This window comes from Streptosporangium sp. H16 (assembly GCF_051918855.1).
Lineage (GTDB): Bacteria > Actinomycetota > Actinomycetes > Streptosporangiales > Streptosporangiaceae > Streptosporangium.
The window spans coordinates 133,840-158,149 of sequence record NZ_JBPXMD010000010.1; the positions used below are offsets into that span (position 1 = coordinate 133,840).

Below are 24,310 nucleotides of genomic sequence, written 5' to 3' on the forward strand. Positions count from 1 at the left end.
TTCAGGTTCGGGGAGAACCGTTGACGTCCTCCCCATGACTGAGGCCAGGGGATTCCGACCCTCACGGGCCGGGTCTCCTCCCCACATCCAAAGGCGGGGGTCTCCACGCCGAAAGGAACACGATGACGCTGTCCATGCTTTCCGGCGAGCCGGAAGTGATCACGGTGGGGGCCGACGTGCTCGGCGAGGCGCTGGACGCGCAGGCCGTCCCGCGGGTCCGGGTGGACTGGCGCCCGCCGATGCCCGGCACCGAGGCGGACCTGGCCAGGGTGCTGGCCGACCCGCGCAGGGTCGGCGCCAACGAGACGGCCGTGGGCCGCCTGGTCTCGGCGCGGCCTCAGCTCGTCGGGGTGCGGCCCGCGCACGAGGTGCTCGACCTGCCGAGGGGGACGTTCCTGCACGCGGGACCGCCGATCGAGTGGGAACGGGCGTCGGGCCCGATGCGGGGCGCGCTCATCGGGGCGATGCTGCTGGAGGGGCTGGCCGCCGACGCCGGGGAGGCCGAGGAGCGGCTGGCCGCCGGGCGGGCCCGGTTCGACTCCTGCCACCACCACCGGACCGTCGGGCCGATGGCGGGCGTGGTCACCCCGTCGATGTGGATGTTCGAGGTCCACGACGCCGAGCACGGCGGCACCGCCTACTGCTCGCTCAACGAGGGCCTGGGCAAGGTGCTGCGGTACGGCGCGTACGGCCCCGAGGTGCTGCGGCGGCTGCGCTGGATGGCCGAGGTGCTCGGCCCGGTGCTCCAGGCCACCCTGGAGCGGAGCGGGCCGCTCGACCTCAGGTCGCTGGCCGCGCAGGCCCTGCAGATGGGCGACGAGCTGCACAACCGCAACCGCGCCGCCACCTCGCTGCTGGTGCGCGAACTCGCCCCCGACGTGGTGGAGGCCGCTCCCGGCCACGCCGCCGAGGTCCTGCGCTTCGTCAACGGCAACGACCACTTCTTCCTCAACGCGGGCATGGCCGCGTGCAAGGTCAGCACGGACGCCGCACGGGACGTCCCCGGCTCCACGATGGTCGTCGCGATGGCCCGCAACGGCACGGACTTCGGGGTCCAGGTCTCCGGGTTGGGCGACCGGTGGTTCACCGGCCCCGCGGGCGTGCCTGACGGTCTCTACCTGGGCGCGTACGGCCCGGATGACGCCAACCCCGACATCGGCGACTCGACGATCACCGAGACGGCGGGGCTGGGCGGCTTCGCGATGGCCGCGGCCCCGGCGATCGTGAGGTTCGTCGGCGGCGACGTGTCGGACGCGATGGCGGCCACCCGGTCCATGTACGAGATCACCCTGGCCGAGCATCCCGCGTACCAGATCCCGGGGCTGGACTTCCGGGGCACGCCGGTCGGCGTCGACGTCACGCTGGTCGCCAGGACGGGCCTGCTGCCCACCGTGAACACCGGTATCGCCGGACGGGTCGCGGGGACCGGACAGGTCGGCGCGGGCCTGGTCAGCCCGCCCGCCTCGGCCTTCACCTCGGCCCTGGCCGCGCTGGCAGAGGCGGCCGCGGTGGCCGATCATGAACATACGGCATCTTAGTGATCTTTTGTCTATTAAGATTGGGTAAAGCTGACAATTCCGCCATCCGCCGGTAGCATTCGGCGACGTCAGAGCGCGGGCGCAGGCTCGGTGATCCGGAGAACACCGATCCTGACAAATACCGTCACGTGCTTTCTCAGCATGCAAACTTCCATGACCAAATGCCATCTCGCTATCGTGTCCACCTCACAAAAGCGCTGGTTATGGGGAACGGGGAACGATGACCGATCGCTTGCTCGGGAGAAACCCCCAGGGGCCTGAGGGCGGCGATTCCGCCGGCGGAACACCGGAGGGTCAGGGCAGGCTGGTGGGCAGGCGCTACCGCCTGGTGTCACCGGTGGGCCGTGGCGGCATGGGCATGGTGTGGCACGCACACGACGTCCTGCTCGACCGGGACGTCGCGGTCAAGGAGCTGATCCTCCCCTACGGGCTCGACCACGCGGGCACCCAGGGAGCCCACCGGCGGATGCTGCGCGAGGCCCGCTCGGCGGCCCGGCTCAGCCACCCCGGCATCGTCACCGTCCACGACGTCGTCGAGGAGGACGGCCGCCCCTGGATCGTGATGGAGCTGGTCCGCGCCTGGTCGCTGGAGCAGGCCGTGCGGCAGAGCGGGCCGCTGCCGGTGGTCCAGGCCGCCGAGATCGGCGTCCGGGTGCTCGACGCGCTCCGCCACGCCCACGCCGCCGGGATCATGCACCGCGACGTCAAGCCGGGCAACGTGCTGCTCACCTCCGACCGGGTGGTCCTCACCGACTTCGGCATCGCCGCGATCGAGGGCGACGTCGCGATCACCCAGACCGGCCTGCTGATGGGCTCGCCCGCCTACATCCCGCCGGAGCGGCTGTCGGGCCAGCCGGTCACGCAGTCCTCCGACCTGTGGTCCTTCGGCGCCACCCTGTACGCGGCGGTCGAGGGGCGGCCTCCCTACGAGGGTCCGGACGCGGTGGCCGTGCTCGGCGCGATCCTCACCCAGGAGCCCAGCCGCCCCCAGCGGGCCGGCGCCCTGATCACCGTCATCGAGGGCCTGCTCCGCAAGAACCCCGCCGACCGGATGAGCGCCTCGCAGGTGTCCGACCTGCTCGACCGCATACTGCGCAGCCACGGCTCCAGCACCCCGAACCGCGCGCCCACCCCGCCGCCCTCGTCGATGCCGGTCCCCGGCGACTCCATGCCGATCCACCTGATGCCCCCGCTGGACATGCCGTCGGGGCCGATGCCCTCCCGGATCATCGAGACGCCCTCCGGCCCGATCCGGGTGCCGTACGGCTCGGGCAACGACTCCTCCGGCGGCCACCCGCTCCCCTACGACGCGCTCTCCGGCCCGTCGGGATCCCAGCGCTCGGACCTGCTGTCCTTTCCCTCCTCCGCCTCCGGCGGGTTCCCGCGGGCGGGCGGGCCGCCCGCCGACGCGGCCACCGGCCTGACCGGCGGGCACCAGCGCGGCTACGACGCGCTGCGCATCCCGGCGACCGGGCCCGACGGCAACCCGTTCGACCCGCTGACCAGCTTCTCGGGCGACCTGCCCGTCGCAGCGCAGTCAGCGCCGTCAGCGCCGCTGTCCGCGCCACCGGCCACGCCGCGGCGCGGCGGGCAGAGCGAGGCGTCCCGGGCCCGCGAGGCGGCGCTCTGGCCCACCCCCTCCTCGCCGGAGGCGCCCTCCCGCGCCGCCGTACGGGACTCGCAGGCCATGACCTCTCCCAGCCGGAGCGCGGCGCGCGGGAGCGCGCGCCGCGCGCCGGGAAACGAGAGCGGCGGTCCTGACATCCGCCTGCTGATGTTCGGCGGGGGCGGCGTGCTGGCCATCGTGGTGGCCGGGCTGCTCGTCTTCCTGCCCGGCGGGAACCCCGACCCCGCGGCCCCCGCGACCCCGTCCACGGCGATCTCCACGGCGGCCGAGCCGCTGACCCCCGCCGGGCCGAGCGAGGTCCCCGAGGGCTTCAAGCGGGTGGACGCCGCCGGTGTCTCCGGCGCGGTGCCCGAGGACTGGACGGTGAAGGAGGGCGCCGGCGGAACGGCCACCTTCTCCGGGCCGAAGGGCGGCGGGCAGAACCTCGTCGTCGCCAAGGTGCCGGTCGCGGAGCCGGTGCTGGCCCTGAGCCGGGCGAGCAAGAAGGGCCTGGACGAATACACCGAAGTCGGCGTGACGACGGTGAACTACCGCACGTGGAAGGCCGCGGACTGGGAGTACACCTACGTCCAGTCCAACGGCGTCCCGATGCACGGGCTGACGCGCTACATCGCCGTCAACGGCCTGAACGCTTACCAGATCACGTTCAGGGTCCAGGATCTGGACTGGGAGAAGAACTCGGAGATCCTCCAGACGTTCTTCGCCACCTTCGTACCGGTCGACTGATCCCGCCTGTCGTCGTTTCCTCACCCCGTCGGCGAAATGACCTCGTGATGCGGTCATGAGTGATGGCAGACTTCGCTCGTGACCGCGAACCCCACGAACACCGCGAACCCCGGCGGCTCCCCCGGCGCCGAACGGATCGCCGCCGTGCAGCGGCGGACGCTCACCGTCCTGTCCGCCGCCCAGATCAGCGGCGGGATCGGTATCGCCGTGGGGCTCACCTTCAGCTCGGTGACCGTGGAGGAGCTCTCCGGCTCCACCGCGCTCAGCGGGCTGGCCGGGACCGCGACCGTGCTGGGCGCCGCGCTGCTGGCGCTGCCCACCGCGAGATCGTCCGGCAGGGGCGGGCGGCGGGCCGGACTCGCCCTGGCCTACGGGTGCGCCCTGCTCGGCTGCCTGGTCTCGCTGCTCGCCGTCGGCCTCGGATCGTGGCCGCTGCTGCTCGCCGGGCTGGTGCTGTTCGGCGCGGCCAGCGCGGGCGGCCTGGCCTCGCGCTACGCCGCGACCGACCTGTCCCCGCCGGGGCACTCCGCCCGGCACCTGTCGCTGGTGGTGTGGGCCACCACCGTCGGATCGGTCACCGGGCCGAACCTCGCGGGACCGGCCGAACGGTTCAGCGCCGGTCTCGGGCTGCCGGCGGGCAGCGGCCCGTTCGCCCTCGCCCTGCTGGGCTTCGCCATCGCCCTCGGCATCATCGTGATCGCCCTGCGCCCCGATCCGCTGCTCCTGGCCCACGCCGCCCTCCGGGCCCCGGACGCGCCTCCCGCTCCCGGCACCCCCGCGTCCGGCCCGGCCGGCTCTCCGGGGAAGGGCGGGGGGACGTTCCGTACCGCCTGGCGGGTGCTGCGCGAGACGCCCGTGGCGGGCCGTGCCCTGGTCGCGATCGCGGTCAGCCACACCGCGATGGTCTCGGTCATGTCCATGACACCGGTCCACCTCGATCACGGCGGCTCGACGTACACGGTCATCGGCATCGTGATCAGCCTGCACATCGCGGGGATGTACGTCCTGTCACCCGTGGTCGGCTGGCTGGCCGACCGGGCCGGCAGGACCCCGGTGCTGGTGCTGGGGATGGGCCTGCTGCTGGCCGCCGCCGTCCTCGCGGGCGGGGCCGGGGCGCACGACGTCCCGCAGGTGACCGCCGGCCTGTTCCTGCTCGGCCTCGGCTGGTCGTGCGGGCTGATCTCCGGCTCGGCGATGCTCAGCGAGGCCGTGCCGCTGGAACACCGCACCCCCGTGCAGGGCCTCTCGGACCTGCTGATGAACGTCTGCGGCGCGACCGGCACGGTGATCGCCGGGGTGATCGTCGGCAGCCTGTCGTACGGCGTGCTCGGCGCGGCCGTCGCGGTCATGGTGACGGTCACCGGTGCCTGGCTGGCCCTGGCCCGCTCCTGAGCGCGGTCAGGGCCGGAATGCGCGGGGCGCCGGGCGTCATTTGGCGTCGGCGTAGCACCTGACCGGGACGGCCTGCATGGGAAAGCGCACCGGGGTCGATCCGAACAGCAGCCGGGTCGCCTCCTCCGCGGCCTTGCCGACCGCCGCGACGACCTCGCCGGTCTGCTCGGCCGGGCAGTGCACCATCACCTCGTCGTGCTGGAAGAACACCAGCCTGGCCGGGTCGGGCAGCAGGCCGCGCAGCACGGCCATCAGCGCGAGCGCCCACTCGGCCGCGGTCGCCTGGACGACGAAGTTGCGGGTGAACCGGCCGCGGTCGCGGGCCGCGCGGGCTCCCTCGGGGCCGGAGACCAGCTCCCGCCACCTGGCGGAGGGCGGCGGCGAGGTGCGGCCCAGCCAGGAGCGGACCACCTTGCCCTCCTCCCCCGCCCGGGCGGCGTCCTCCACGAACCGGTGGGCGAGGGGGAAGCGCCCGCGCATCACGGCCAGCAGCTTGGACGCGTCACCGCTGGTGCCCCCGTACATCGCCGACAGCATGGCGAGCTTGGCGTTCTCGCGCTCGCCGCCGAACGCCTTCGCCAACGCCTGGTAGAGGTCGGCCTGCCCGGCGGCCCTGGCCAGGCCGCCGTCTCCCGCCATGGCGGCCAGCACCCGCGGCTCCAGCTGGGCCGCGTCGGCGACGACGAGTGTCCAGCCCTCGTCGGCCACGACGACCTTGCGCATCAGCTTGTGGATCTGCAGGGCCCCGCCGCCGTTGGTGGCCCAGCGGCCCGTCACCACGCCGCCCACCACGTATTCGGGGCGGAAGCGGTGGCCGCGCACCCACTGGTCGGCCCAGGCCCAGCCGTGGAAGCTGTAGAACCTGGCCATCTCCTTGTAGGCGAGCAGGGGCGCGACGCCCGGGTGCTCGACCTGCTTGATGTCGTGGGCGCGGGTGGAGGCGACCGGCACGCCCGCCGCCTTGAACGCCCTGACGATCTGCTGCGGGGAGTCGGGGTTGAACGACGTGCCGAAGGCCGCGGCCACCTGGTCGGCCAGGGCCTGGAGCTTGACGGGCCGCATGCCGTGCACCGGGCGCGGGCCGAGCAGGCCGGTCAGCAGCTCGTCGTGCACGTCCTCCCGCCAGGGCATGCCCTCCTGGGCCATCTCCGCGGCGATCAGCGCCCCGGCCGACTCGGCGGCGACCAGCAGCCGGAACCGCCGCGGATCGGCGGTGGCCTCGATGCGGCGCAGCTGGTCGGCGTACACCTCGGCGATCAGGTTCGCGTCCGGCGGGGGCGCCTCCTCCTCGAAGAGGGTGGCCTGCCGCGCCTGCCCCCCGGCGGGCCCGTGGTGGTCGTCGGGCACCGGCAGGCCGTGCAGCCGGGCGTAGGCCGCGTGGACGGACCTCGGCTCGCCGAACCGCCCCTCGTGGGCCAGGAGCAGGCCCTCGGTCAGCACCAGGTCGTGGCAGCGCGCCAGCCGCACCCCGGCGGCGAGCAGCGCGGGGTAGACCTCCCGCGTGTCGGCCCAGACCCAGCGCGGGCTCCGAGCCTCCAGCTCGCGGGCGGCCGAGGCCAGATCGGCGACGGCCCCGGCGGGCTCGCCGTCCACACGCAGCACGCCCCCACCCCCGGGAGCCGCCGCGACCGACACGTGCATGCCCCAACACTGCCATGCCGGTACGACACTCTCGATCAGACGAGCGGTATGGCGATCTCGTCCTCGATCGGGGGTTCGATCTCCTGCTGCAGGCAGCCGGTGGCGGCGAAGCAGCGGATCGTCAGGACCTCGGGGGTCACCGAGATGTGCAGGAAGCTCTTGAAGAACGGCGGGGTGTCCCAGTCGGACAGCTCCGACAGGTAGCGGTGGAAGGTCCTGCCCACGGGCAGCCGCAGCGGCATCGGCCAGCCGCCGAGGATCCGGGCCGCCCACCTCATCCGCCGGGTGATCGGCACGGCCGGGGTGTCTCGCACCGGGGTGTTGCCGATCCGGCGGGACATCAGCGCCGCGCTCTCGTCGGGCGTGAGGTAGAGCCAGCGCATGCGCAGCCGGTCGCTGTAGAGCCTGCTGTAGAACGACAGCGAGTCGCCGCGCAGCGGGTAACAGCGGTAGTCGTCCTCGTCCAGGCCGCCGACGGTGACCCTTGGAATGGTGTGGGTGGCGTGCATGAACGCCCCGGAGCCGCCCGCCACGAGATACTGGATGGTCCGCTCCCCGACCTTGATCGGGAAGCGCTGGTAGTTGTGCACGTCGCCGCCTATCGCCGCGACGTAGTTGTGCGCGGGATCGGTGACGATGTCGTCGATGGTGCCGCCGCCGGCCAGCTTCGACGGCTTGTGGTCGTTACGGGTGTATATGGGCTTCCCGGTGATCAGCACCTTGGGCCGGGGGTCGCGGGAGACCGTGCGCAGCCATTCGGCCTGCTCCCTGTCGATGTCACCGCGGATCCCGGTGTCCACGCCGACGATGAGCAGCCCCGGGGTCTCCATCGCCCAGTAGGGGGCGGGCTGCACGACCCGCTGCTCGGGCCGCGCCCGCCACTCGCGCGCCCTGGCCAGCCTGGCCTCGTCGATCTTCTCGGGCTTGCGCCAGAGCAGGCCGCGCAGCCCCGAGGGCGACAGCTTGAACCCCTCGTTCTCGGCCGCCAGCGCCGGGGCGTCGCAGAAGACGCGCATGAAGCCGCCGAGCCCGTCGTACCAGTCGTGGTTGCCGGGGATCGCGTAGATCGGCGCCCGGTAGTCCTGGTACGGGCGGAAGAACTTGTCCTCGTACTCGTTGCCCGAGCCGGTGGGGTAGATCACGTCACTGGCGACGACCGCGAAGGCGGTGTCCTCGCCGATCTTGAGCATGCCCGGCACCACGGCGTACTGCGAGGCGTCGCCCTCCCCCGTGTCGCCGAGGACCAGGAAGGAGAACTCGGGGCCGACGTCCATCGGGATGCGGAAGGAGGGGTCGACGCCCCGGTCCCGCTGGGAGCCCACCCAGCGCGCCCGTACCTGCCCCGAGGGGTCTCCGAACAGGATCGCGAGGACCTCGTTCCGCGACCGCCAGATGGTACGCGGGTTCAGCCAGGAGAAGGTCTCCTTGCTGGGCAGCAGGTCCTTGAAGGTGCCCGTCTGGGCGCAGGACCAGCCCGCACCCTCCTTCGACACCCGGGAGGAGGCCTCACGCCCGCGCTCCGCCGCCTGTCCTATGTCAACCATGTCCCATATCTTGGCAATGATCTTAAAGGGCCGCACGTCCTCTCGGGAAAGGCGGCCGGCCTCGAAGCCGTCGACGTACGTCCCCGCCCGAGCGGCCACCCTCTGGAATATGGTTCTACCGTGTACGCCTACTGGGAGACGGTTCCGACCAGGTGGAAGGACAACGACGTCTACGGCCACGTCAACAACGCCGTCCACTACTCGATGATGGACACGGTGATCAACACCTGGCTGATCAGGACCGCGGGCCTTGACATCCACGGCGGCGACGCCATCGGCCTGTGCGTCGAGTCGCACTGCGTCTACCGGGCCTCGGTGTCCTTCCCCGAGGCCGTCAGGGTGGGGCTGCGGGTCGGCCGTCTGGGCCGCTCCAGCGTCCGGTACGAGCTGGGGCTGTTCCGCGAGGACGGCGAGACGCTCGTGGCGGAGGGCCACTTCGTCCACGTGTTCGTCGACCGGGAGACACGCCGGCCGGCCGGGATCCCCGGACCGCTCCGCGAGGCCATGGAGAAGCTCGTGGTCGCCGGTTGACCTTCCGGGACGAGTTCGTCGGCCGGACCTTCCCGATCGCCCCTCCCCGGTCGAGCCTCCCCGGTCGAACCCGGTCGAGTCTCCCCGTACCCGTACCCGTCACCTCCCCGGAGGGACGAGAACGCCGGGGTTGAGGACGCCCTCGGGGTCGAGCCGGTCCTTGATCCCGCGCAGGATCTCCACGCCCAGGTCGCCGATCTCGGTCGCGTAGGCCTCCCGGTGGTCGCGGCCGACGCCGTGGTGGTGCGAGACGGTGCCCCCGGCGGCGACGATCGCCTCGTTGACCGACCGCTTGGCCTCCTCCCACTGCCCGACGGGGTCGTCGTCCTGCGCCGTGACGACCGTGAAGTACAGGGAGGCGCCGGTGCCGTACACGTGGGAGATGTGGCACATCACCAGCGGCGAGCCGAGCGAGGCGTGCAGCGAGAGCCGTACGGCGTCGTAGAGGCGGGGCAGGTTGGACCAGAACCCGGCCGTCTCCAGCGTCTCGACGGTCGCCCCGGCGGCGAGCAGCGAGTCGCGCAGGTAGGGCGCGGAGTAGCGTCCGCGGGCCCACGACTCCCCCGGCTCCGTGCCGAGGTGGACGCCGCCGAGGCCCGACAGCACGGCGGCGACCCGCTCCCGCAGCGCGGGCACCCCGGAGAAGCCCTCGTACCCGGCGATCGCCAGGCAGCCCGCGCCGGTCGGCGAGGCGCCGATCTCGCCGGGGCGGGCCAGACCGACCATCGTCTCGGTCTCGTCGGACAGGCGCAGCACGGTGGGCACGACACCCTCCTGGACGAGGTGTCGCAGCGCGGCCGTTCCCTCCGCGAACGACGCGAACCGCCACCCCTCGTAGACCCGCTCGGCGGGCGCGCGCCGGACGCGGAGCCGCAGGGAGGTGATCACACCGAAGGCGCCCTCGGAGCCGAGGATCACCTGGCGCAGGTCGGGCCCGGCCGCCGACTTGGGCGCCCGGCCGAGTTCCAGGGTGCCGCGCGGAGTGGCCACGGTCATGCCGACCACCATGTCGTCGAAGCGCCCGTACCCGGCCGAGGCCTGGCCGCTGGAGCGGGCCGCGGCGAAGCCCCCCAGCGTGGCGTACTCGAACGACTGCGGGAAGTGACCTAGGGTGAACCCGTGCCCGGCCAGAAGCCGCTCGGCCTCCGGGGCCCGCAGTCCCGGCTCCATCTCGGCGACCATCGACTCCGCGTCGACGGCGACCAGCCGGTCCAGCCTGGCCAGGTCCAGCGCGACGACACCGGCGAAGCCGCGCCGGTCCGCGACCAGGCCGCCGACCACGGAGGTCCCGCCACCGAACGGGACCACCGCGACCCGGTGCGCGGCGCAGGCCGCAAGCACCTCCAGCACCTCGCGGTGGGAACCGGGCAGCACCACGGCGTCGGGCGCGTCGGAGCCGTCTCCGGCGCGCATGCGCATCAGGTCGGGAGTGGACTTGCCCCGGGTGTGCCGGACGCGGGCCTCGTCGCCGGAGCGCACGTGGCCGGCGCCGACGACGCCGCGCAGCTCCGCCAGGACGGGCGGGGGGAGGGTCACGGCGGGCAGCCGCACCTCGCCGAGCTCGGCGGCCCGGTCCTGCCGCGGGCGCACGCCCAGCACGTCCTGGAGCAGTTTTCTGACCGGTTCCGGCAGGTCGGCGGCCTTGCCGGGGTCGCCCCAGCCGGACCAGAGCATGGGATCTGCGGCGCTCGTCGGATTTTCCACCCTTACACTGTGACACATGACGTCTATTCGTCACAATGCGGACGCGGAGCGCACCGACCGGGTTCTGGACGCCGCCCGGGAGACGGTCCTCGCCGTGGGGGTGCGGCGCACCACGCTCACCGACGTGGCGCGCAGGGCCGGGCTCTCCCGCATGACGATCTACCGCCGCTGGCCCGACGTGCGCACCCTCGTCGCCGACCTGATGACCCGCGAGTGGGTGCGCGTCGCGGACCGGTTCGCGACCGGGGACCCGGTCGCCTCGTCGGTGGCGGTGGTACGGGCGCTGCGCGACCACCCGCTCTGGCGGAAGATCGTCGAGGTCGACCCGGAGCTGCTCCTGCCCTACCTGCTGGACCGCAGGGGTGCCAGCCACGAGGCCATGCTCACGCTCGTCGAGGCCGCGATCGTCCGAGGCCAGCAGGGGGGCACCGTGCGCCCCGGTGACCCGGCGAGGCTGTCCAGGGCCGTGCTGCTGACCGCCCAGTCGTTCCTGATCTCCGGTCCGACCATGCTCGGCCCGGCCGGCCTGGACCACCTGGACGCCGAGCTCACCACGCTCCTGGAAAGGTACCTGCGACCGTGAACTCCTCTCTCAACGCCGCCCGCCGCGAACGCGAGCTGGCCGAGGTGCGCGACCTCGTGGTGGACGTGCTGGTGGTGGGTCTGGGCGCCACCGGCGCCGGGGCCGCGCTCGACGCGGCCTCCCGGGGCCTTTCCGTGGCCGCGATCGACGCCCACGACATGGCCTTCGGGACCTCCCGGTGGAGTTCCAAGATGGTCCACGGCGGGCTCCGCTACCTGGCCAAAGGGCAGGTCGGGGTGGCGTACGAGAGCGCGGTGGAGCGCGGCCACCTGCTCGGGCGCACCGCGCCGCACCTGGTCAGGGCCCACCCCTACCTGCTGCCGCTGGTCCCGGAGGTCTCCCGCCGCCACGCGGCACTGGTGATGACCGGGTACCGCGCCGGCGAGGGGTTGCGCATCGCCGCGCGCACGCCCCGCCACCTCCTGCCCGGCCCCTCGCGGATCTCCGCCGCGCAGGCCCTCGCCCTCGCCTCGCCGCTGACCTCGCGAGGGCTGCGCGGCGCCCTGCTGTCGTGGGACGGCCGGCTGGCCGACGACGCCCGCCTGGTGGTCACCGTGGCCAGGACGGCCGCCGCCCAGGGGGCGAGGATACTGACGCGCTGCCGGGCGCTGGAGCTGTCCGGCGACGGCGCGCTGGTCCGCGACGAGCTCGGCGGGGACACCTTCACGATCCGGGCCAGGACGGTGGTCAACGCCACCGGCGTCTGGGCCGCCGAGCTGCACCCGGGCATCCGGCTGCGCCCCTCGCGCGGCACCCACCTGGTGCTGCGGCCCGAGACGCTGCCGGGCCTGGCCGCGGGACTGCACGTGCCGATCCCCGGGGAGAGCAATCGCTTCGCCCTGGTTCTCCCCCAGCCCGACGGACGGGTCCACGTCGGCCTCACCGACGAGCCGGTGGACGGCCCCGTCCCGGACGTCCCCCCGGTGCCGGAGGAGGACGTGACCTTCCTGCTGGCCGTCCTGAACTCCGTGCTGGAGGAGCCGGTCCGGCGCGAGGACGTCGCCGGGACCTACGCGGGACTGCGGCCCCTGCTCGCCGCCGACGGCCGCACCGCCGACCTGTCCAGGAGGCACGCGCTGCTGACCACGCCGGACGGGATGGTGACGATCGTGGGCGGCAAGCTGACCACGTACCGGCGAATGGCCGAGGACGCGGTCGACCGGGCCGTGTCACTGGGCCGGCTCGACGCGGGACGCAGCCGCACGGCGGAGCTGCCCCTGGTCGGGGCCGTCCCTGTGGACGGCCCCGAGGACGCGAACGGCACGAAGAGCGGAAAGGGCGTTGACAGCGAGAAGGGCCGGGAGGCGGACCGGCTGCTGGAGCGGTACGGGAGCGAGGCGGGCGCCGTACGAACCCTGATGGCGGAGGACCCCTGGCTGGCCGAGCCCGGGCCGACGGGGGTCACCGGGGCCGAGCTCGTCTGGGCGGTCAGGCACGAGGGCGCCCTGGACGTGGACGACCTCCTCGACCGGCGGACCAGGATCGGCCTCGTCCCGCAGGACCGCGCCGCGGCCCTTCCCCTGGCACGCGCCGCACTGGCCTACTGACACCCGCGCCCGTCCACCGGCGGCCGGGAGGCCGCCGAACCCACCGGGTCCCTCCCCGCGGGCTGCCTCCCCGCTCTCCCGCGAACGCCCGCCTCCCGCGAACGCCGGCCGCCTTTTGCGGATGCCGGCCGCCTTTTGCGTACTCCTCGCAGCGGGCGCGCGGCCTTTACATCCCTGTGATCGTTTTACTCTTCGCCACCTCGATCAGACTGTTAGGTTAGTCTTACCTAAGTCAGAGCGAGGAGAGAGCGTGAGCGCGGGGAGTGTCGTGAGCAGGGCGAATACGACGGCCAAGGGGTGCACGCACCCACCGGGCTGTCACACCGGCGAGCTTCCGGTCTACGCCAGCGCGACCGTCGGAGCCCGTTTCTGGCTGCTCATCGAGCACTCCGGCCCCTGGGCCTCCCACCTGGAGGACTGCAGCCTCCCCGAGGACGTTCACATCCTTATCAAACGCGCCACGCGGCTCGGCATCCGGCCCCAGCTGATCCGTCGTCCCGGACGCAGGAACGTCGAGGAAACCGGCATTCACGTCATGGTCGCCGACTCCGGCTCCGCCGAGCCATGGATCGCCGAAGGCGTCATCGCAGGTCCGGACGATCTTAACCTTGACAGCGTGGTGGCCGGAGTGGTCCCGGAGTCCTGCATACTTGTGAGTGAGCCGGTTTTTCTGGTCTGCACGCATGCCAAGCGCAACGCGTGCTGCGCCCGCATTGGACTACCCCTAGCTCGGTCCTTGGCAAAAACATTGCCGGACACAGTATGGGAAACATCACATGTTGGCGGCGATCGATACGCCGCCAACCTCGTGTGCTTGCCACACGGGCTTTACTACGGCAGCATGTCTCAGGCTGCTGCGATCGCGGCAGCCGATGCGTACCGGTCCGGCGAGGTCATCCTCGACCGTTTCCGGGGACGCGCAGGCATCCCTGAGCCACTGCAGGCCGCTGAGCATTTCATCCGCATTCATACGGGTGATCTCTCGGTTGGCGGAGTGGCCGTGGAATCCTCCAGGTTGGACGGCGCCGTCACCGAGGCATTTGTGCGCGGTAGTGGCGCTCGTTTTCGGGTAGTGGTTGAACCCATGACGCTGACAACGCCATGCGGTACGGCTTGCGCCGATACGATCACTACCTACCGGCTGGTCACGCTGGACAGGCTCACCCCTGTGCGGTACGCCACGTCCGCCCTGACCTGACCTGAGGGAACATCACGGCCAATCCAGGCGTTGGACCCAGGGACGTCACAAGCGTCCAATGCGGCATTAACCAGAAATACCTCTCACTATAAGGTGGTTTTCTCATGTCTCAGGTACGTCGGCAGACCGCCCGGCCTCGGCCCAGCTGGGGCTGGCAGGATGACGCCGCGTGCCGGGGCGAGGACCTCGTGCTCTTCTTCGGCCCCGACGGCGAGCGCCAGCCCGAGCGTGACATCCGTGAGCGTAAGGCCAAGGCCATCTGCGCCCAGTGCCCCGTTCGCGCAGAGTGCCTGGACTACGCGCTTTCCCGTCCGGAGAAGTACGGCACCTGGGGCGGTCTGAACGAGGACGAGCGCGCCTCCGAGCGTCGCCGTCGCATGCGCCGCGCCGCCAGCGCCGGCATCAGTGCCGTCGCCTGAGCAGTACCTCCACCCGGCTTCCCCCGCACGTGTGATCTCGCGCACCCCCTGCGAGATCACACGTTGTCGTGTCGGGCCCCGCGCGTGCGGCCCCCGGGACGGGCGACCGCACGGCGGGCTTCCCCCGCATGTCAGGGCCTGTTACGGCCCGCCTTCCGCATCTCCTTGGTGATGCTCTTCCACTTTCCCTGCAGCTCCTTGCGGAGCCGCGCGTCGCTCCTGGACGCCATCCACGCGGCCTCCCTCTGGAGCTTGTTCCAGCTTTCCAGCCGCCGCTCGGGAAGCGTGCCGTCCTCGATCGCGGCGATCACGGCGCAGTCCGGCTCGCTGTCGTGGCGGCAGTCGCCGAACCGGCACCGCTCGGCGAGCTCCTCCAGGTCCGAGAAGACCATGTCCACGCCCTCGCCCATGTCGTACAGGCCGACGCGGCGGATACCCGGGGTGTCGATGATGAGCCCGCCCCCCGCGAGCGGGATGAGCTCGCGGTGCACGGTGGTGTGACGGCCCCGGCCGTCACCGGCCCTGACCTGCTGGGTCTCCATGACCCCCTCCCCCGCCAGGGCGTTGACGAGCGTCGACTTGCCCGCCCCCGAGGCGCCGAGCACCACCGCGGTGCGCGTGCCCCCCAGGTATCCGCGGACGATGTCGACGCCCTCGCCCGTGACGGAGCAGATCGGGTGCACGTCCACACCCGGCGCCGCCGAGGCGACCTCGTCCATCAGGAAGCCGAGGCCCTCGCCGATCAGGTCGGACTTGGTGACGAGCACCACGGGACGGCCACCGCTCTCCCAGGCGAGCGCGAGCAGCCGCTCGATCCTGCCCAGGTCGGCGGTGTCGGTGGCGTGCAGGGCGGGTTCGGCGACGAAGACGACGTCGACGTTGGCGGCGAGCACCTGGCCCTGGGAGTCTCCGGAGAGCCCGCCCCTGGAGACCCTGGCGACGCCGCCGCGTACGAACGCGGTGCGCCGGGGCAGCAGTGCCTCCAGCTCGAAGCGGCCCTCGGCCAGGCGGCGGAGCCCGGCCCAGTCCCCGACGCAGGGCAGGGCCACGGGGTCGGCGGCGGCGTCGCGCCGCACCCTGGCGCCGTAGTTGGCCCGGAGATGGCCGGAGGCCGTCAGCACCTCGGCGGCACCGCGATCGACGCGGGACACCCGGGCGGGAATCAGGCCCTCGGGAAGCTCGGCGGCGAAGGAGTCGTTCCAGCCGAGCGCGGTGAGAACGGATGAAGAAGAGACGATTGGCGAAGACAACGTAAGCACCCTTGTGGAAGGCCGGGTGCCCTGTCGCGAATCGGCTAGGCGGGCACCCGGAGGTTGACGGACGGCAGGCTCACCAGAACAACCCGCATGGTCCCCACCTCCTGTCGCCTCGTGGCCGCGCGTCTCTCGAACGGCGTCTTCGGGAGAACTTTAGCGCAGTGCCGCCCCCATGGCGCAAACACATTTGGCGCGCCTCCCGCGGCCGAGGCCCGGAAATCCCGGGCGGCACGGGCGCCGCCGGCGCCCGGCGCGCCCCGGTCCCGGTGCCGCGCGGCGAGTTCCGTCCCCGAGGTGGACCTTCCGGCCGCCACGGCGCCCGGCGACGCGAGAACGCCCGGCCGGGGAGTCCCGGCCGGGCGTCTCGTCCTGCTCGTCCTGCTCGTCCTGCTCGACGTGGTCGATCGGCGCGTCACGGCGCCCCGGAGACCTCGCGAACCGCGAAAGTCATCCGGACGGCGGTCCGGACGCCACGGACACGGTCACAGGCCGGGGGCGGGGAAGTGGGAGGTGAGCTCCCTGACCTCGCCGTGGACGCGGGTGATCACGTGCTTGGCCTCTTCCTCGTCCTTGGCCAGCGCGGTGACGACCTGGTCGATCCAGGCGCCGATCTGCCGCATCTCCGCGACGCCCATGCCCCGGCTGGTCACGCCCGCGGTGCCGATGCGGATGCCCGAGGGGTCGAACGGCTTGCGCGTGTCGAAGGGCACGCTGTTGTAGTTGGTCTCCAGCCCGGCCTTGTCCAGGGCCTGGGCGGCGGGCTTGCCGCCGATGCCCTTGGGAGTGAGGTCGAACAGGATGAGGTGGTTGTCGGTGCCGCCGGAGACCAGGTCGAAGCCCCGGCCCAGAAGCTCCTCGGCCAGCGCCTGCGCGTTCAGGACGACCTGGCGGGCGTAGTCCTTGAAGTCGTCGGTCGACGCCTCCTTGAGCGCCACCGCGATGGCCGCGGTGGTGTGGTTGTGCGGCCCGCCCTGCAGGCCGGGAAAGACGGCCTTGTTGAGGGCGGTGGCGTGCTCGTCGGAGGTGGCCATGAGCATGGCGCCCCGGGGACCGCGCAGGGTCTTGTGAGTGGTGGTGGAGATGACGTCCGCGTGGCCGACCGGCGACGGGTGGGCGCCACCGGCCACCAGGCCCGCGATGTGCGCGATGTCGGCGGCGAGCACGGCCCCGACCTCGCGGGCGATCTCGGCGAAGGCCGGGAAGTCGATCGTGCGCGGGACCGCGGTGCCACCGCAGAAGATCAGCTTGGGACGCTCGCGGAGGGCGATCTCGCGTACCTCGTCCATGTCCACGCGGCCGGTGTCCTGCCGCACGCCGTAGCGGACCGGGTTGAACCACTTGCCGGTGGCCGAGACCGACCAGCCGTGGGTCAGGTGGCCGCCGAACGGCAGGCCCATGCCCATCACGGTCTCGCCCGGCTTCAGGAAGGCCAGGTAGATGGCGAGGTTGGCGGGCGAGCCCGAGTAGGGCTGCACGTTGGCGTGGTTCACGCCGAACAGGGCCTTGGCCCTGTCGATGGCGAGGGTCTCGACCTGGTCGATGACCTGCTGGCCCTCGTAGTAACGCTTGCCGGCGTAACCCTCGGAGTACTTGTTGGTCAGGACGGTGCCCGTGGCCTCGAGGACGGCCTTGGAGACGTAGTTCTCCGAGGCGATCAGCTTGACGGTGTCGGACTGCCGCCGCTCCTCGGCCCTGATGAGCTCGGCGATCTGCGGATCCACGCTGGAAAGAGCGCTCATGCGCCTTCACTCCCCTGTCATCGTCGACATCGCGCGAAGACCCAGGCGCTCGGCCTCCTCGCTTTTTCGCTCCCCGGTGGTCTCTCCCACCTTATGCGCCAGTCGCGCTTAGACGATAGCGGACTGGGCTCCGCGCCCGGCGCGACCTGCGCCCTCGACAGGCCATAGCCGGTCGACCTCGGCGTTGAGCGTGGCGCCGATGAGCACGGCCAGCGCGGTGATGTAGAGCCACAGCAGCACGGCGACGGGGGCGGCGAGCGAGCCGTAGATGGACACCGGCGAGAACCAGGCGGCGAGGACCGCGCGCAGCACGGCCGCGCAGATGATCCAGATGACGAGCGCGAGCAACGCCCCGGGCAGCTCGCGCCACCAGCGCGTGCGTACGGGAACGCTCACGTGGTAGAGCAGGGTGAGGAAGATCACCGAACCGATGATCACCACCGGCCAGTAGAGGATGTCGACCAGCACGGTGTAGTCGGCCGGCAGGGCCCCGCGCAGCGCGGCCGGGCCGAGGACGAGCACGGGCATGACCACCAGCCCGATCAGCAGGCCCGCGAGATAGAACCCGAAGGACATCAGGCGGGTGCGGATGATGCCGCGCTCCTCGCCGAGGCCGTAGGCGACCGAGATCAGGTCGACGTAGACGAACAGCGCCCGCGAGCCCGACCAGAGCGCGAGCAGGAAGCCCAGGGAGATCAGCGAGACCTGGTTCTCGGGCTTCAGCACGTCCTGGAGAAGGGGGGTGACGACGGTGTCCACGGCGCTGTCGGTGAACAGCAGGTGGGCCTGCTGGTCGATCCAGACGCTGACGTTCTTGACCGTCTCGGGGCCGAACACCCGGGTCAGCTGGCTGAGCACGCCGATCAGGCCGAGCATGAACGGCGGCAGCGACAGCAGCGCGAAGAAGGCCGCCTCGCCCGCCAGGCCGGTGACGCGATAGGTGATGCCCGCGTTCGTGGTGGCGACGATCAGGGTCCACACGTCGGTGCCGCGGACCCACGCGCGCAGCGCCCGCAACCTGGCCCAGACGTCCGTACCGCGGATCCACGCGATACCGGCGCGCCAGCGAACCCCGGGCCCGCGCGGAGGGCGCCGCTCGGGCCCGGGCCGATGGGCCGGGGCATCAGTGGACGTCATGCCACACAACGGTATTCCTAGCCGCGCTTGATCACGAGTCGGGCGGGCAACGATCCAATCTCACGCCCCTGCCCGCACCGCCTGTGGCGAAACCTACCCCCGGTGGAACGCCCCGGCGTCGCCGACGTCGACGATGCGCGCGCCCAGCGGCAGCAGGGAGACCGGGATCAGCTTGAGGTTGGCCAGGCCCAGCGGGATGCCGATGATCGACAGGAAGAGCGGGATCGAGGTCAGCAGGTGCCCGATCGCCAGCCAGATCCCGGCCACGACGAACCAGATCACGTTGCCGATGGTCGACAGCGCCCCCGCCTCGGGGTCGCGCTCCACGGTCCGGCCGAAGGGCCACAGCGCGTAGGCGGCGATCCGGAACGACGCGATGCCGAACGGGATCGTGATGATCAGGACACAGCACACGATTCCCGCGAGGACGTAGCCGATCGCCAGCCAGACTCCCGCGAAAACCAGCCAGATGACGTTCAACAGCGTCCGCATATTTACGAGCATGTCAGGCGAGACGAGACCGGTTCCATCCGGCATCCCCCTGAACCGCCCCCGATCCAGGCTCTTATCCGGGCTCTGATCCAGTCCCTGGTCCGGGCTCTGACCCACGCCCTGATCCGGGCCCCGGCCCGAGTGGGGCCCGCCCCTTGCCCGGGGGCCCGGCGAAGGCCTGGGCGATCGCGGTCCACGTCCGGGCGGTCTCGCCGCGCACCAGCAGGGACGTGTCGGCGAGGTGGCGGCGCTGGACCACCAGGAGGCAGAAGTCGAGCATGGGGCCGCGGACCACGTCGGCGGCGGCCGGGGGCCCTGCCTCCCACAGCGACCCGTCGGGCATGGTCAGCTCCACCCGCACCGGGCGCGACGGCGGCTCCAGGCCGCGCACCGCGAAGCCGTACGGCATGGCGCGCACCCCGAGCGTCGCCACGTGCCTGAGCCTGGCGGTCGGCACGCGTTCGACTCCGAGCGCGTCCGCCACGTCCTGCCCGTGGGCCCAGGTCTCCATCAGGCGCGCGGTGACGAAGGACGCGGCCGACATCTCGGGCCCGTACCAGGGCAGCCTGGCACCGGCGTCCAGCCGGGCGAAGGCCTCCAGGCAGCGGGCCCTCGCCTCGCGGAACCACTCGTGGAGCCGGGCCGCGGTCAGCCCGCGCGAGACGGCGGCGAGTTCGTCCACCGCGGAGTCCCCTCGGGCGAGGAACGCGGACAGGGCGGCGCGGAACGCCTCGGGGTCGACGGCGGAGAGGGAGGCTGCGTCGTCGAACCAGGCGAGATGGCCGACCTGGTCCCGGACCGCCCAGCCCTCGGCCGGGGTGGGCAGTTCCCACTCGCCGGGGCCGAGGCCTCCGATCATGGCGTCGAACTCGGCCGTCTCGGCGCGCAGGTCCGCCAGCAGCTCGTCCATCAGCCCCATGACGCCTCCCTGTCGCGACCCGGACAAGGATAACCGAGTAATATTCTAGAAGGAACAGCGCAGAATGGACTCATGATCTGCGAGGACTGCACGTGATCTGCGAAGACTGCAAGGAGCGGCGGCACGAGAAGTGCCGGGGAGGTTCGTGGTGCGACTGCCAGCACCAGCCCGCCCCCGAGCCCAGGGAGTCGGCGCTGGACTGGCCGCGCCAGGGATGACCCGCGACCCGGCTCGTCAGGAACGTCCACCCCCTGCCGGGCCGGCGTTCCGGGCGGGCCGGCGTTCCGGGCGGGCCGGTCTCTGCATCGGGCCGGTCTCTGCATCGGACCGGTGTCCCCGCCGGACCGGCCCCCTTGCCGGACCGGCGCTCCAGGCGGGCCGGTGCTCCGCGCTACGGACGCTCCCGGCCCCCGCGCTCCGGCGCGGGTCCGGATCACCGCGTCCGCGACCGGATGTCCACACTCACGTCCAGATAGTGGACCTGACATTGGACATCCACGACGCCCGGGGTATCGTCGTATACATGCCAGCGGACCCGTTGCTCGTCGTGCGACGCCACGTCGACCTCCTGCGTGTCCGCAGTGCCATCTGTTGTGACGTCCGTTAACCGTCGCCCCCTGCTGATTTCACCCAGCTCGGCCGCGTAACAGGCGTCCTCTTCTGAGTAATCAACCCCCGCACTCGACGATGAGGCGGGAGGTGCCGCCGGTGCGCGTCCGGAAATCATTCCATCGAGCCACAAAAAGGACGCGCACATGACGACCCCAGCCCGGTCGGCGAATCGACATCACAAGCGCCCGCGCGGCGAAGGTCAGTGGGCTCTCGGCTACCGCGAGCCCCTGAACAAGAACGAGGAGAACAAGAAGAACGACGACGGCCTCAACGTCCGTCAACGGATCATCGACGTCTACTCCAAGCGCGGCTTCGACTCCATCGACCCCGCCGACCTGCGCGGCCGGATGCGCTGGTTCGGGCTCTACACCCAGCGCAAGCCCGGGATCGACGGCGGCAAGACCGCGATCCTGGAGCCGGAGGAGCTCGACGACCGCTACTTCATGCTCCGCGTCAGGATCGACGGCGGCCGGCTCAACCTGGCCCAGCTGCGCGTCATCGCCGACATCTCCAACCTCTACGGCCGCGGCACCGCCGACGTCACCGACCGGCAGAACATCCAGCTGCACTGGATCGAGATCGAGGCCGTCCCCGACATCTGGGAGCGCCTGGAGTCGGTGGGCCTGTCCACCACCGAGGCCTGCGGCGACACCCCGCGGGTGATCCTGGGCTGCCCGCTGGCCGGGATCGACACCGACGAGGTCATCGACGGTTCCGCGCTGGTCCAGGAGATCCACGACACCTACATCGGCGACCCGGCCTTCTCCAACCTGCCGCGCAAGTTCAAGTCCGCGGTGAGCGGGTGCCCGGCGCACTGCACCGTGCACGAGATCAACGACGTGGCGTTCGTGGGCGTCGTGAACGAGAACGGCGAGCGCGGCTTCGACCTGTGGGTGGGCGGTGGCCTGTCCACCAACCCGATGCTGGGCAAGCGGCTCGGCGTCTTCCTCACCCCGGACCAGGTCGCCCCCGCCTACGGCGGCGTGATCGGCATCTTCCGCGACTACGGCTACCGCCGTCTGCGCCACCGGGCCAGGATCAAGTTCCTGATCAACGACTGGGGTGTCGAGAAGTTCCGCGACATCCTGGAGAAGGAATACCTGGGATACACCCTGCCCGACGGCCCGGCGCCCGAGCAGCCGCGCGGCGGCCGCAGGGACCACGTGGGCGTCTTCCCGCAGAAGGACGGCAACTTCTACGTCGGCTTCGCCCCGAAGGTCGGCCGCCTCGACGGCGACAAGCTGCACCTGATCGCCGACATCGCCGAGCGGCACGGCTCCGACCGGGTGCACACCACGGTCGAGCAGAAGATGGTCATCCTCGACGTGGCGCCCGACAGGGTCGACAGCCTCGTCGCCGAGCTGGAGGCGGGCGACCTGCGGGTCAACCCCTCCACCTTCCGCCGCCAGACCATGGCGTGCACCGGGATCGAGTTCTGCAAGCTCGCCATCGTCGAGACCAAGGTCACCGCGGCCAACCTGATCGACGAGCTGGAGCAGCGGCTGCCCGACTTCAAGAACCCGCTGACCATCAACGTCAACGGCTGCCCCAACTCCTGCGCCCGCATCCAGGTCGCCGACATCGGTCTCAAGGGCCAGCTCGTCGTCAACGACAAGGGCGAGCAGGTCGAGGGCTTCCAGATCCACCTGGGCGGCTCGCTGGGCGTCAACCCCGGCTTCGGCCGCAAGGTCCGCGGCCTGAAGGCCACCTCCGAGGAGCTTCCCGACTACGTGGAGCGCGTGCTCCGCAACTTCGAGAAGCAGAAGGACGAGGAGGAGACCTTCTCCGAATGGGTGCAGCGCGCCGACGAGGCGGACCTGAAGTGAACGGCCGATACGCCGTCCTCCCGGGAACGGGCCGGACGAGCCGGACGCGTACCGGGACGAGGAGGAGCGGATGAGCGAGCGAGCCGTTCCCTTCCACTGCCCGTACTGCGGCGAGGAGGACCTGGAGCCCTACGAGGGCGACGGCGGCTGGTACTGCCGGTCGTGCGTGCGCGCCTTCAAACTGAAGTTTCTCGGAATCGGGGTGCGCTCGTGACGCGCGGCGAATCCGGCGCGGCGAACGCGATGACCGCGGTGACCTCTCCGACCGGCGAGGTCACCGCGATCCGCGCGGCCCGCACGGTGAATTCCGGCACGACGACGAGCGCAGTGGTCCGCGCGGCACGACCTGCCCGCGCGGCGAACGAGGATTGGGTGAGCGAGCGATGACACTGGTGGACATCGAAGTCGGATTACGTCAGCAGCGAGGGACGCTCGATCTGCAGGAGATCGTCGAGTCCGCCGCGCGGTTCCTCGAGGACGCCTCGGCCCTCGAGATCATCCGCTGGGCGGCGGCGACCTTCGGCGACCGGCTCTGCCTGACCGCCTCGATGAGCGACGCCCTGCTGATCGACCTGGTCAGCCGGGTCAAGCCGGGCGTGGACGTGTTGTTCATCGACACCGGTTACCACTTCGCCGAGACGATCGGCACCCGTGACGCCGTCCAGCAGGTCTACGACGTGAACGTGATCGACGTGAAGCCGTCCCGCACGGTGGCCGAGCAGGAGCGCGACCTGGGTCCGCGCCTGTTCGGGCGCAACCCCGACCTGTGCTGCTACCTGCGCAAGGTCGAGCCGCTCAACCGCGCCCTGGAGCCGTACCTCGCCTGGGTCTCCGGCATCCGCCGCGACGAGGCCGTCACCCGCGCCGGCGTCAAGGTCGTCGAGTGGGACGCCAAGCGCCAGATGGTCAAGATCAACCCGATCGCCCGGTGGACGCAGGAGGACGTCGACAACTACATGGCCGACAACGGGGTGCTGATCAACCCGCTGCACTACGACAACTACCCCTCGATCGGCTGCGCCCCCTGCACCCGCCAGGTCGCCCCGGGAGAGGACCCGCGCAGCGGTCGCTGGGCGGGCATGGGCAAGACCGAGTGCGGGCTGCACGTATGACGTGGCGTGCCCCCGGCGCCGCCGTCGGGACACCGCTGGTCGCGGTGGCGCACGGGTCCCGCGACCCGCGCGCCTCGGCGACGGTGGAGGACCTGCTCGACCTGGTACGGGGCGCGCGGCCCGAGCTCCTCGTACGCACCGCCTACCTCGACCACACCACCCCGACGCTTCCCATGGCGCTGTCGGGGCTGGCCGAGGCGGCGGTGCTGCCGCTGCTACTCACCGAGGCCTACCACAGCCGGGTCGACATCCCCGGCGCGCTGGCCGAGGCGACGGCCCGCAGGCCCCTTCTGCGCGTGCACGCGGGCGCCACGCTGGGCCCGCACCCGCTGCTGGTCACCGCGCTGGAGCGGCGCCTGGCCGAGGCGGGTGTGGAGCCGGGCGAGCCCGGCACCGCCGTGGTGCTGGTCTCGGCCGGTTCCAGCGACCGGCGGGCCAACGCGACGGTCGCCGGGATCGCCGGAGACTGGGCGAGGGCGCGCGGCTGGCGGTCGGTGACCGCCGCCTACGCCTCGGCCGCCGGCCCCACCCCCGAGGAGGCGGTGCTGCGCCTGCGACGCTCGGGAGCCTCGCGGATCGTGGTCGCCCCCTACCTGCTCGCCCCAGGCCACTTCGCCGACAAGATCCGCCGCGAGACCCTGGCCGCGGGCGCCGACGCCGTCGCCGACGTGCTGGGCGCCGCCCCCGAGGTCGCCGCGGTGCTGCTCGAACGCTACGAGCGGGCCACGCACCGGCATCCGGCGCTCGCCACGGCCTGAATCCCGACG

General features: G+C 71.8%; 22 protein-coding genes and 1 riboswitch. Of the genes, 14 read left to right on the plus strand and 8 right to left on the minus strand.

All coding sequences use genetic code 11. The annotated features are described in order from the left end of the window. Window positions 1-122 precede the first annotated feature (122 nt). The 3 genes from ACTOQ2_RS18825 to ACTOQ2_RS18835 all read left to right on the plus strand — a co-directional run bounded on the left by ACTOQ2_RS18825 (window position 123) and on the right by ACTOQ2_RS18835 (window position 5,283). A complete protein-coding gene (locus tag ACTOQ2_RS18825; RefSeq protein ID WP_440100904.1) occupies window positions 123-1,538 on the plus strand; it encodes a DUF1116 domain-containing protein in 1,416 nt (471 codons plus the stop codon). 220 nt (window positions 1,539-1,758) lie between these two features. Continuing rightward, window positions 1,759-3,891 (plus strand): protein kinase domain-containing protein, encoded by a 2,133-nt coding sequence (locus tag ACTOQ2_RS18830; RefSeq protein ID WP_440100906.1) that lies wholly within the window; start codon window positions 1,759-1,761, stop codon window positions 3,889-3,891. A gap of 78 nt (window positions 3,892-3,969) precedes the next feature. Further along, window positions 3,970-5,283, plus strand: coding sequence for an MFS transporter (locus ACTOQ2_RS18835; protein ID WP_440100907.1), 1,314 nt, complete (start codon window positions 3,970-3,972; stop codon window positions 5,281-5,283). Between the two features lie 36 nt (window positions 5,284-5,319). Here ACTOQ2_RS18835 and ACTOQ2_RS18840 read toward each other — a convergent pair whose 3' ends face one another. Both ACTOQ2_RS18840 and ACTOQ2_RS18845 read right to left on the minus strand, forming a co-directional pair. Then, window positions 5,320-6,924 (minus strand): bifunctional 3'-5' exonuclease/DNA polymerase, encoded by a 1,605-nt coding sequence (locus ACTOQ2_RS18840; RefSeq protein WP_440100909.1) that lies wholly within the window; start codon window positions 6,922-6,924, stop codon window positions 5,320-5,322. 35 nt (window positions 6,925-6,959) lie between these two features. Next, window positions 6,960-8,468 (minus strand): metallophosphoesterase family protein, encoded by a 1,509-nt coding sequence (locus ACTOQ2_RS18845; RefSeq protein ID WP_440100910.1) that lies wholly within the window; start codon window positions 8,466-8,468, stop codon window positions 6,960-6,962. Between the two features lie 120 nt (window positions 8,469-8,588). On the opposite strand from ACTOQ2_RS18845, the gene ACTOQ2_RS18850 reads away from it, so the two are divergent. Further along, a complete protein-coding gene (locus tag ACTOQ2_RS18850; RefSeq protein WP_440064217.1) occupies window positions 8,589-8,999 on the plus strand; it encodes an acyl-CoA thioesterase in 411 nt (136 codons plus the stop codon). A 99-nt stretch (window positions 9,000-9,098) separates the two neighbouring features. Here ACTOQ2_RS18850 and ACTOQ2_RS18855 read toward each other — a convergent pair whose 3' ends face one another. Then, window positions 9,099-10,673 carry an FAD-binding oxidoreductase gene (locus ACTOQ2_RS18855; RefSeq protein WP_440101114.1) on the minus strand — a complete coding sequence of 525 codons (1,575 nt, stop codon included), beginning with the start codon at window positions 10,671-10,673 and terminating at the stop codon, window positions 9,099-9,101. Window positions 10,674-10,719: 46 nt separating this feature from the next. Between ACTOQ2_RS18855 and ACTOQ2_RS18860 the strand changes: the two genes are divergently transcribed. From ACTOQ2_RS18860 to ACTOQ2_RS18875, 4 genes are all read left to right on the plus strand, one after another. After that, on the plus strand, window positions 10,720-11,286 hold the full coding sequence (locus ACTOQ2_RS18860; RefSeq protein WP_440100912.1) for a TetR/AcrR family transcriptional regulator: 567 nt from the start codon (window positions 10,720-10,722) through the stop codon (window positions 11,284-11,286). Beyond that, window positions 11,283-12,833, plus strand: coding sequence for a glycerol-3-phosphate dehydrogenase/oxidase (locus ACTOQ2_RS18865; protein ID WP_440100913.1), 1,551 nt, complete (start codon window positions 11,283-11,285; stop codon window positions 12,831-12,833). The genes ACTOQ2_RS18860 and ACTOQ2_RS18865 overlap by 4 nt, the downstream gene beginning before the upstream one ends. Window positions 12,834-13,083: 250 nt before the next feature. Further along, the gene (locus ACTOQ2_RS18870) at window positions 13,084-14,031 is read left to right on the plus strand and encodes a sucrase ferredoxin (protein ID WP_440100914.1); all 948 of its coding nucleotides are present in this window, start codon (window positions 13,084-13,086) and stop codon (window positions 14,029-14,031) included. A gap of 104 nt (window positions 14,032-14,135) precedes the next feature. Continuing rightward, window positions 14,136-14,450, plus strand: a complete 315-nt coding sequence (locus ACTOQ2_RS18875; protein ID WP_012893126.1) for a WhiB family transcriptional regulator — start codon at window positions 14,136-14,138, stop codon at window positions 14,448-14,450. Window positions 14,451-14,581: 131 nt separating this feature from the next. Here the strand turns inward: ACTOQ2_RS18875 and rsgA are convergent, their stop codons facing one another. The 5 genes from rsgA to ACTOQ2_RS18900 all read right to left on the minus strand — a co-directional run bounded on the left by rsgA (window position 14,582) and on the right by ACTOQ2_RS18900 (window position 19,993). Then, the gene (rsgA, locus tag ACTOQ2_RS18880) at window positions 14,582-15,700 is read right to left on the minus strand and encodes a ribosome small subunit-dependent GTPase A (protein ID WP_440100916.1); all 1,119 of its coding nucleotides are present in this window, start codon (window positions 15,698-15,700) and stop codon (window positions 14,582-14,584) included. Window positions 15,701-16,188: 488 nt separating this feature from the next. Further along, window positions 16,189-17,445: a serine hydroxymethyltransferase gene (gene glyA, locus ACTOQ2_RS18885; protein ID WP_362681052.1), complete on the minus strand. Its 1,257-nt coding sequence runs from the start codon at window positions 17,443-17,445 to the stop codon at window positions 16,189-16,191. Between the two features lie 32 nt (window positions 17,446-17,477). Then, a riboswitch (ZMP/ZTP riboswitch) is annotated at window positions 17,478-17,561 on the minus strand. After that, the gene (locus ACTOQ2_RS18890) at window positions 17,554-18,582 is read right to left on the minus strand and encodes a YihY/virulence factor BrkB family protein (protein WP_440100917.1); all 1,029 of its coding nucleotides are present in this window, start codon (window positions 18,580-18,582) and stop codon (window positions 17,554-17,556) included. It overlaps the preceding riboswitch by 8 nt. Window positions 18,583-18,675: 93 nt before the next feature. Next, a complete protein-coding gene (locus tag ACTOQ2_RS18895; RefSeq protein WP_440100919.1) occupies window positions 18,676-19,074 on the minus strand; it encodes a YccF domain-containing protein in 399 nt (132 codons plus the stop codon). A 73-nt stretch (window positions 19,075-19,147) separates the two neighbouring features. Continuing rightward, window positions 19,148-19,993 (minus strand): TIGR03084 family metal-binding protein, encoded by an 846-nt coding sequence (locus tag ACTOQ2_RS18900; protein ID WP_440100921.1) that lies wholly within the window; start codon window positions 19,991-19,993, stop codon window positions 19,148-19,150. Between the two features lie 92 nt (window positions 19,994-20,085). Between ACTOQ2_RS18900 and ACTOQ2_RS18905 the strand changes: the two genes are divergently transcribed. The 6 genes from ACTOQ2_RS18905 (at window position 20,086) to ACTOQ2_RS18930 (ending at window position 24,301) form a co-directional block, all read left to right on the plus strand. Continuing rightward, window positions 20,086-20,211, plus strand: a complete 126-nt coding sequence (locus ACTOQ2_RS18905; RefSeq protein WP_440064229.1) for a hypothetical protein — start codon at window positions 20,086-20,088, stop codon at window positions 20,209-20,211. A 537-nt stretch (window positions 20,212-20,748) separates the two neighbouring features. Next, window positions 20,749-22,431: a nitrite/sulfite reductase gene (locus tag ACTOQ2_RS18910; RefSeq protein WP_440100923.1), complete on the plus strand. Its 1,683-nt coding sequence runs from the start codon at window positions 20,749-20,751 to the stop codon at window positions 22,429-22,431. Window positions 22,432-22,501: 70 nt separating this feature from the next. Beyond that, a complete protein-coding gene (locus ACTOQ2_RS18915; RefSeq protein WP_012893136.1) occupies window positions 22,502-22,645 on the plus strand; it encodes a hypothetical protein in 144 nt (47 codons plus the stop codon). Then, the gene (locus ACTOQ2_RS18920) at window positions 22,642-22,818 is read left to right on the plus strand and encodes a hypothetical protein (protein ID WP_440100924.1); all 177 of its coding nucleotides are present in this window, start codon (window positions 22,642-22,644) and stop codon (window positions 22,816-22,818) included. Before ACTOQ2_RS18915 ends, ACTOQ2_RS18920 begins: the two co-directional genes overlap by 4 nt. After that, window positions 22,815-23,543, plus strand: coding sequence for a phosphoadenylyl-sulfate reductase (locus tag ACTOQ2_RS18925; protein ID WP_344746662.1), 729 nt, complete (start codon window positions 22,815-22,817; stop codon window positions 23,541-23,543). The genes ACTOQ2_RS18920 and ACTOQ2_RS18925 overlap by 4 nt, the downstream gene beginning before the upstream one ends. Next, window positions 23,540-24,301 carry a sirohydrochlorin chelatase gene (locus ACTOQ2_RS18930; protein WP_440100926.1) on the plus strand — a complete coding sequence of 254 codons (762 nt, stop codon included), beginning with the start codon at window positions 23,540-23,542 and terminating at the stop codon, window positions 24,299-24,301. The genes ACTOQ2_RS18925 and ACTOQ2_RS18930 overlap by 4 nt, the downstream gene beginning before the upstream one ends. Window positions 24,302-24,310: the final 9 nt, after the last annotated feature.

What these genes read in the sequence shown, in the direction of transcription:
- ACTOQ2_RS18825 (WP_440100904.1), top strand. Translation starts at nt 123, where the DNA reads ATGACGCTGTCCATGCTTTCCGGCGAGCCGGAAGTGATCACGGTGGGG.
- ACTOQ2_RS18830 (WP_440100906.1), top strand. Translation starts at nt 1,759, where the DNA reads ATGACCGATCGCTTGCTCGGGAGAAACCCCCAGGGGCCTGAGGGCGGC.
- ACTOQ2_RS18840 (WP_440100909.1), bottom strand. Translation starts at nt 6,924, where the DNA reads ATGCACGTGTCGGTCGCGGCGGCTCCCGGGGGTGGGGGCGTGCTGCGT.
- ACTOQ2_RS18845 (WP_440100910.1), bottom strand. Translation starts at nt 8,468, where the DNA reads ATGGTTGACATAGGACAGGCGGCGGAGCGCGGGCGTGAGGCCTCCTCC.
- ACTOQ2_RS18855 (WP_440101114.1), bottom strand. Translation starts at nt 10,673, where the DNA reads ATGCTCTGGTCCGGCTGGGGCGACCCCGGCAAGGCCGCCGACCTGCCG.
- ACTOQ2_RS18860 (WP_440100912.1), top strand. Translation starts at nt 10,720, where the DNA reads ATGACGTCTATTCGTCACAATGCGGACGCGGAGCGCACCGACCGGGTT.
- ACTOQ2_RS18875 (WP_012893126.1), top strand. Translation starts at nt 14,136, where the DNA reads ATGTCTCAGGTACGTCGGCAGACCGCCCGGCCTCGGCCCAGCTGGGGC.
- glyA (WP_362681052.1), bottom strand. Translation starts at nt 17,445, where the DNA reads ATGAGCGCTCTTTCCAGCGTGGATCCGCAGATCGCCGAGCTCATCAGG.
- ACTOQ2_RS18890 (WP_440100917.1), bottom strand. Translation starts at nt 18,582, where the DNA reads ATGACGTCCACTGATGCCCCGGCCCATCGGCCCGGGCCCGAGCGGCGC.
- ACTOQ2_RS18895 (WP_440100919.1), bottom strand. Translation starts at nt 19,074, where the DNA reads ATGCGGACGCTGTTGAACGTCATCTGGCTGGTTTTCGCGGGAGTCTGG.
- ACTOQ2_RS18900 (WP_440100921.1), bottom strand. Translation starts at nt 19,993, where the DNA reads ATGGGGCTGATGGACGAGCTGCTGGCGGACCTGCGCGCCGAGACGGCC.
- ACTOQ2_RS18910 (WP_440100923.1), top strand. Translation starts at nt 20,749, where the DNA reads ATGACGACCCCAGCCCGGTCGGCGAATCGACATCACAAGCGCCCGCGC.
- ACTOQ2_RS18915 (WP_012893136.1), top strand. Translation starts at nt 22,502, where the DNA reads ATGAGCGAGCGAGCCGTTCCCTTCCACTGCCCGTACTGCGGCGAGGAG.
- ACTOQ2_RS18925 (WP_344746662.1), top strand. Translation starts at nt 22,815, where the DNA reads ATGACACTGGTGGACATCGAAGTCGGATTACGTCAGCAGCGAGGGACG.
- ACTOQ2_RS18930 (WP_440100926.1), top strand. Translation starts at nt 23,540, where the DNA reads ATGACGTGGCGTGCCCCCGGCGCCGCCGTCGGGACACCGCTGGTCGCG.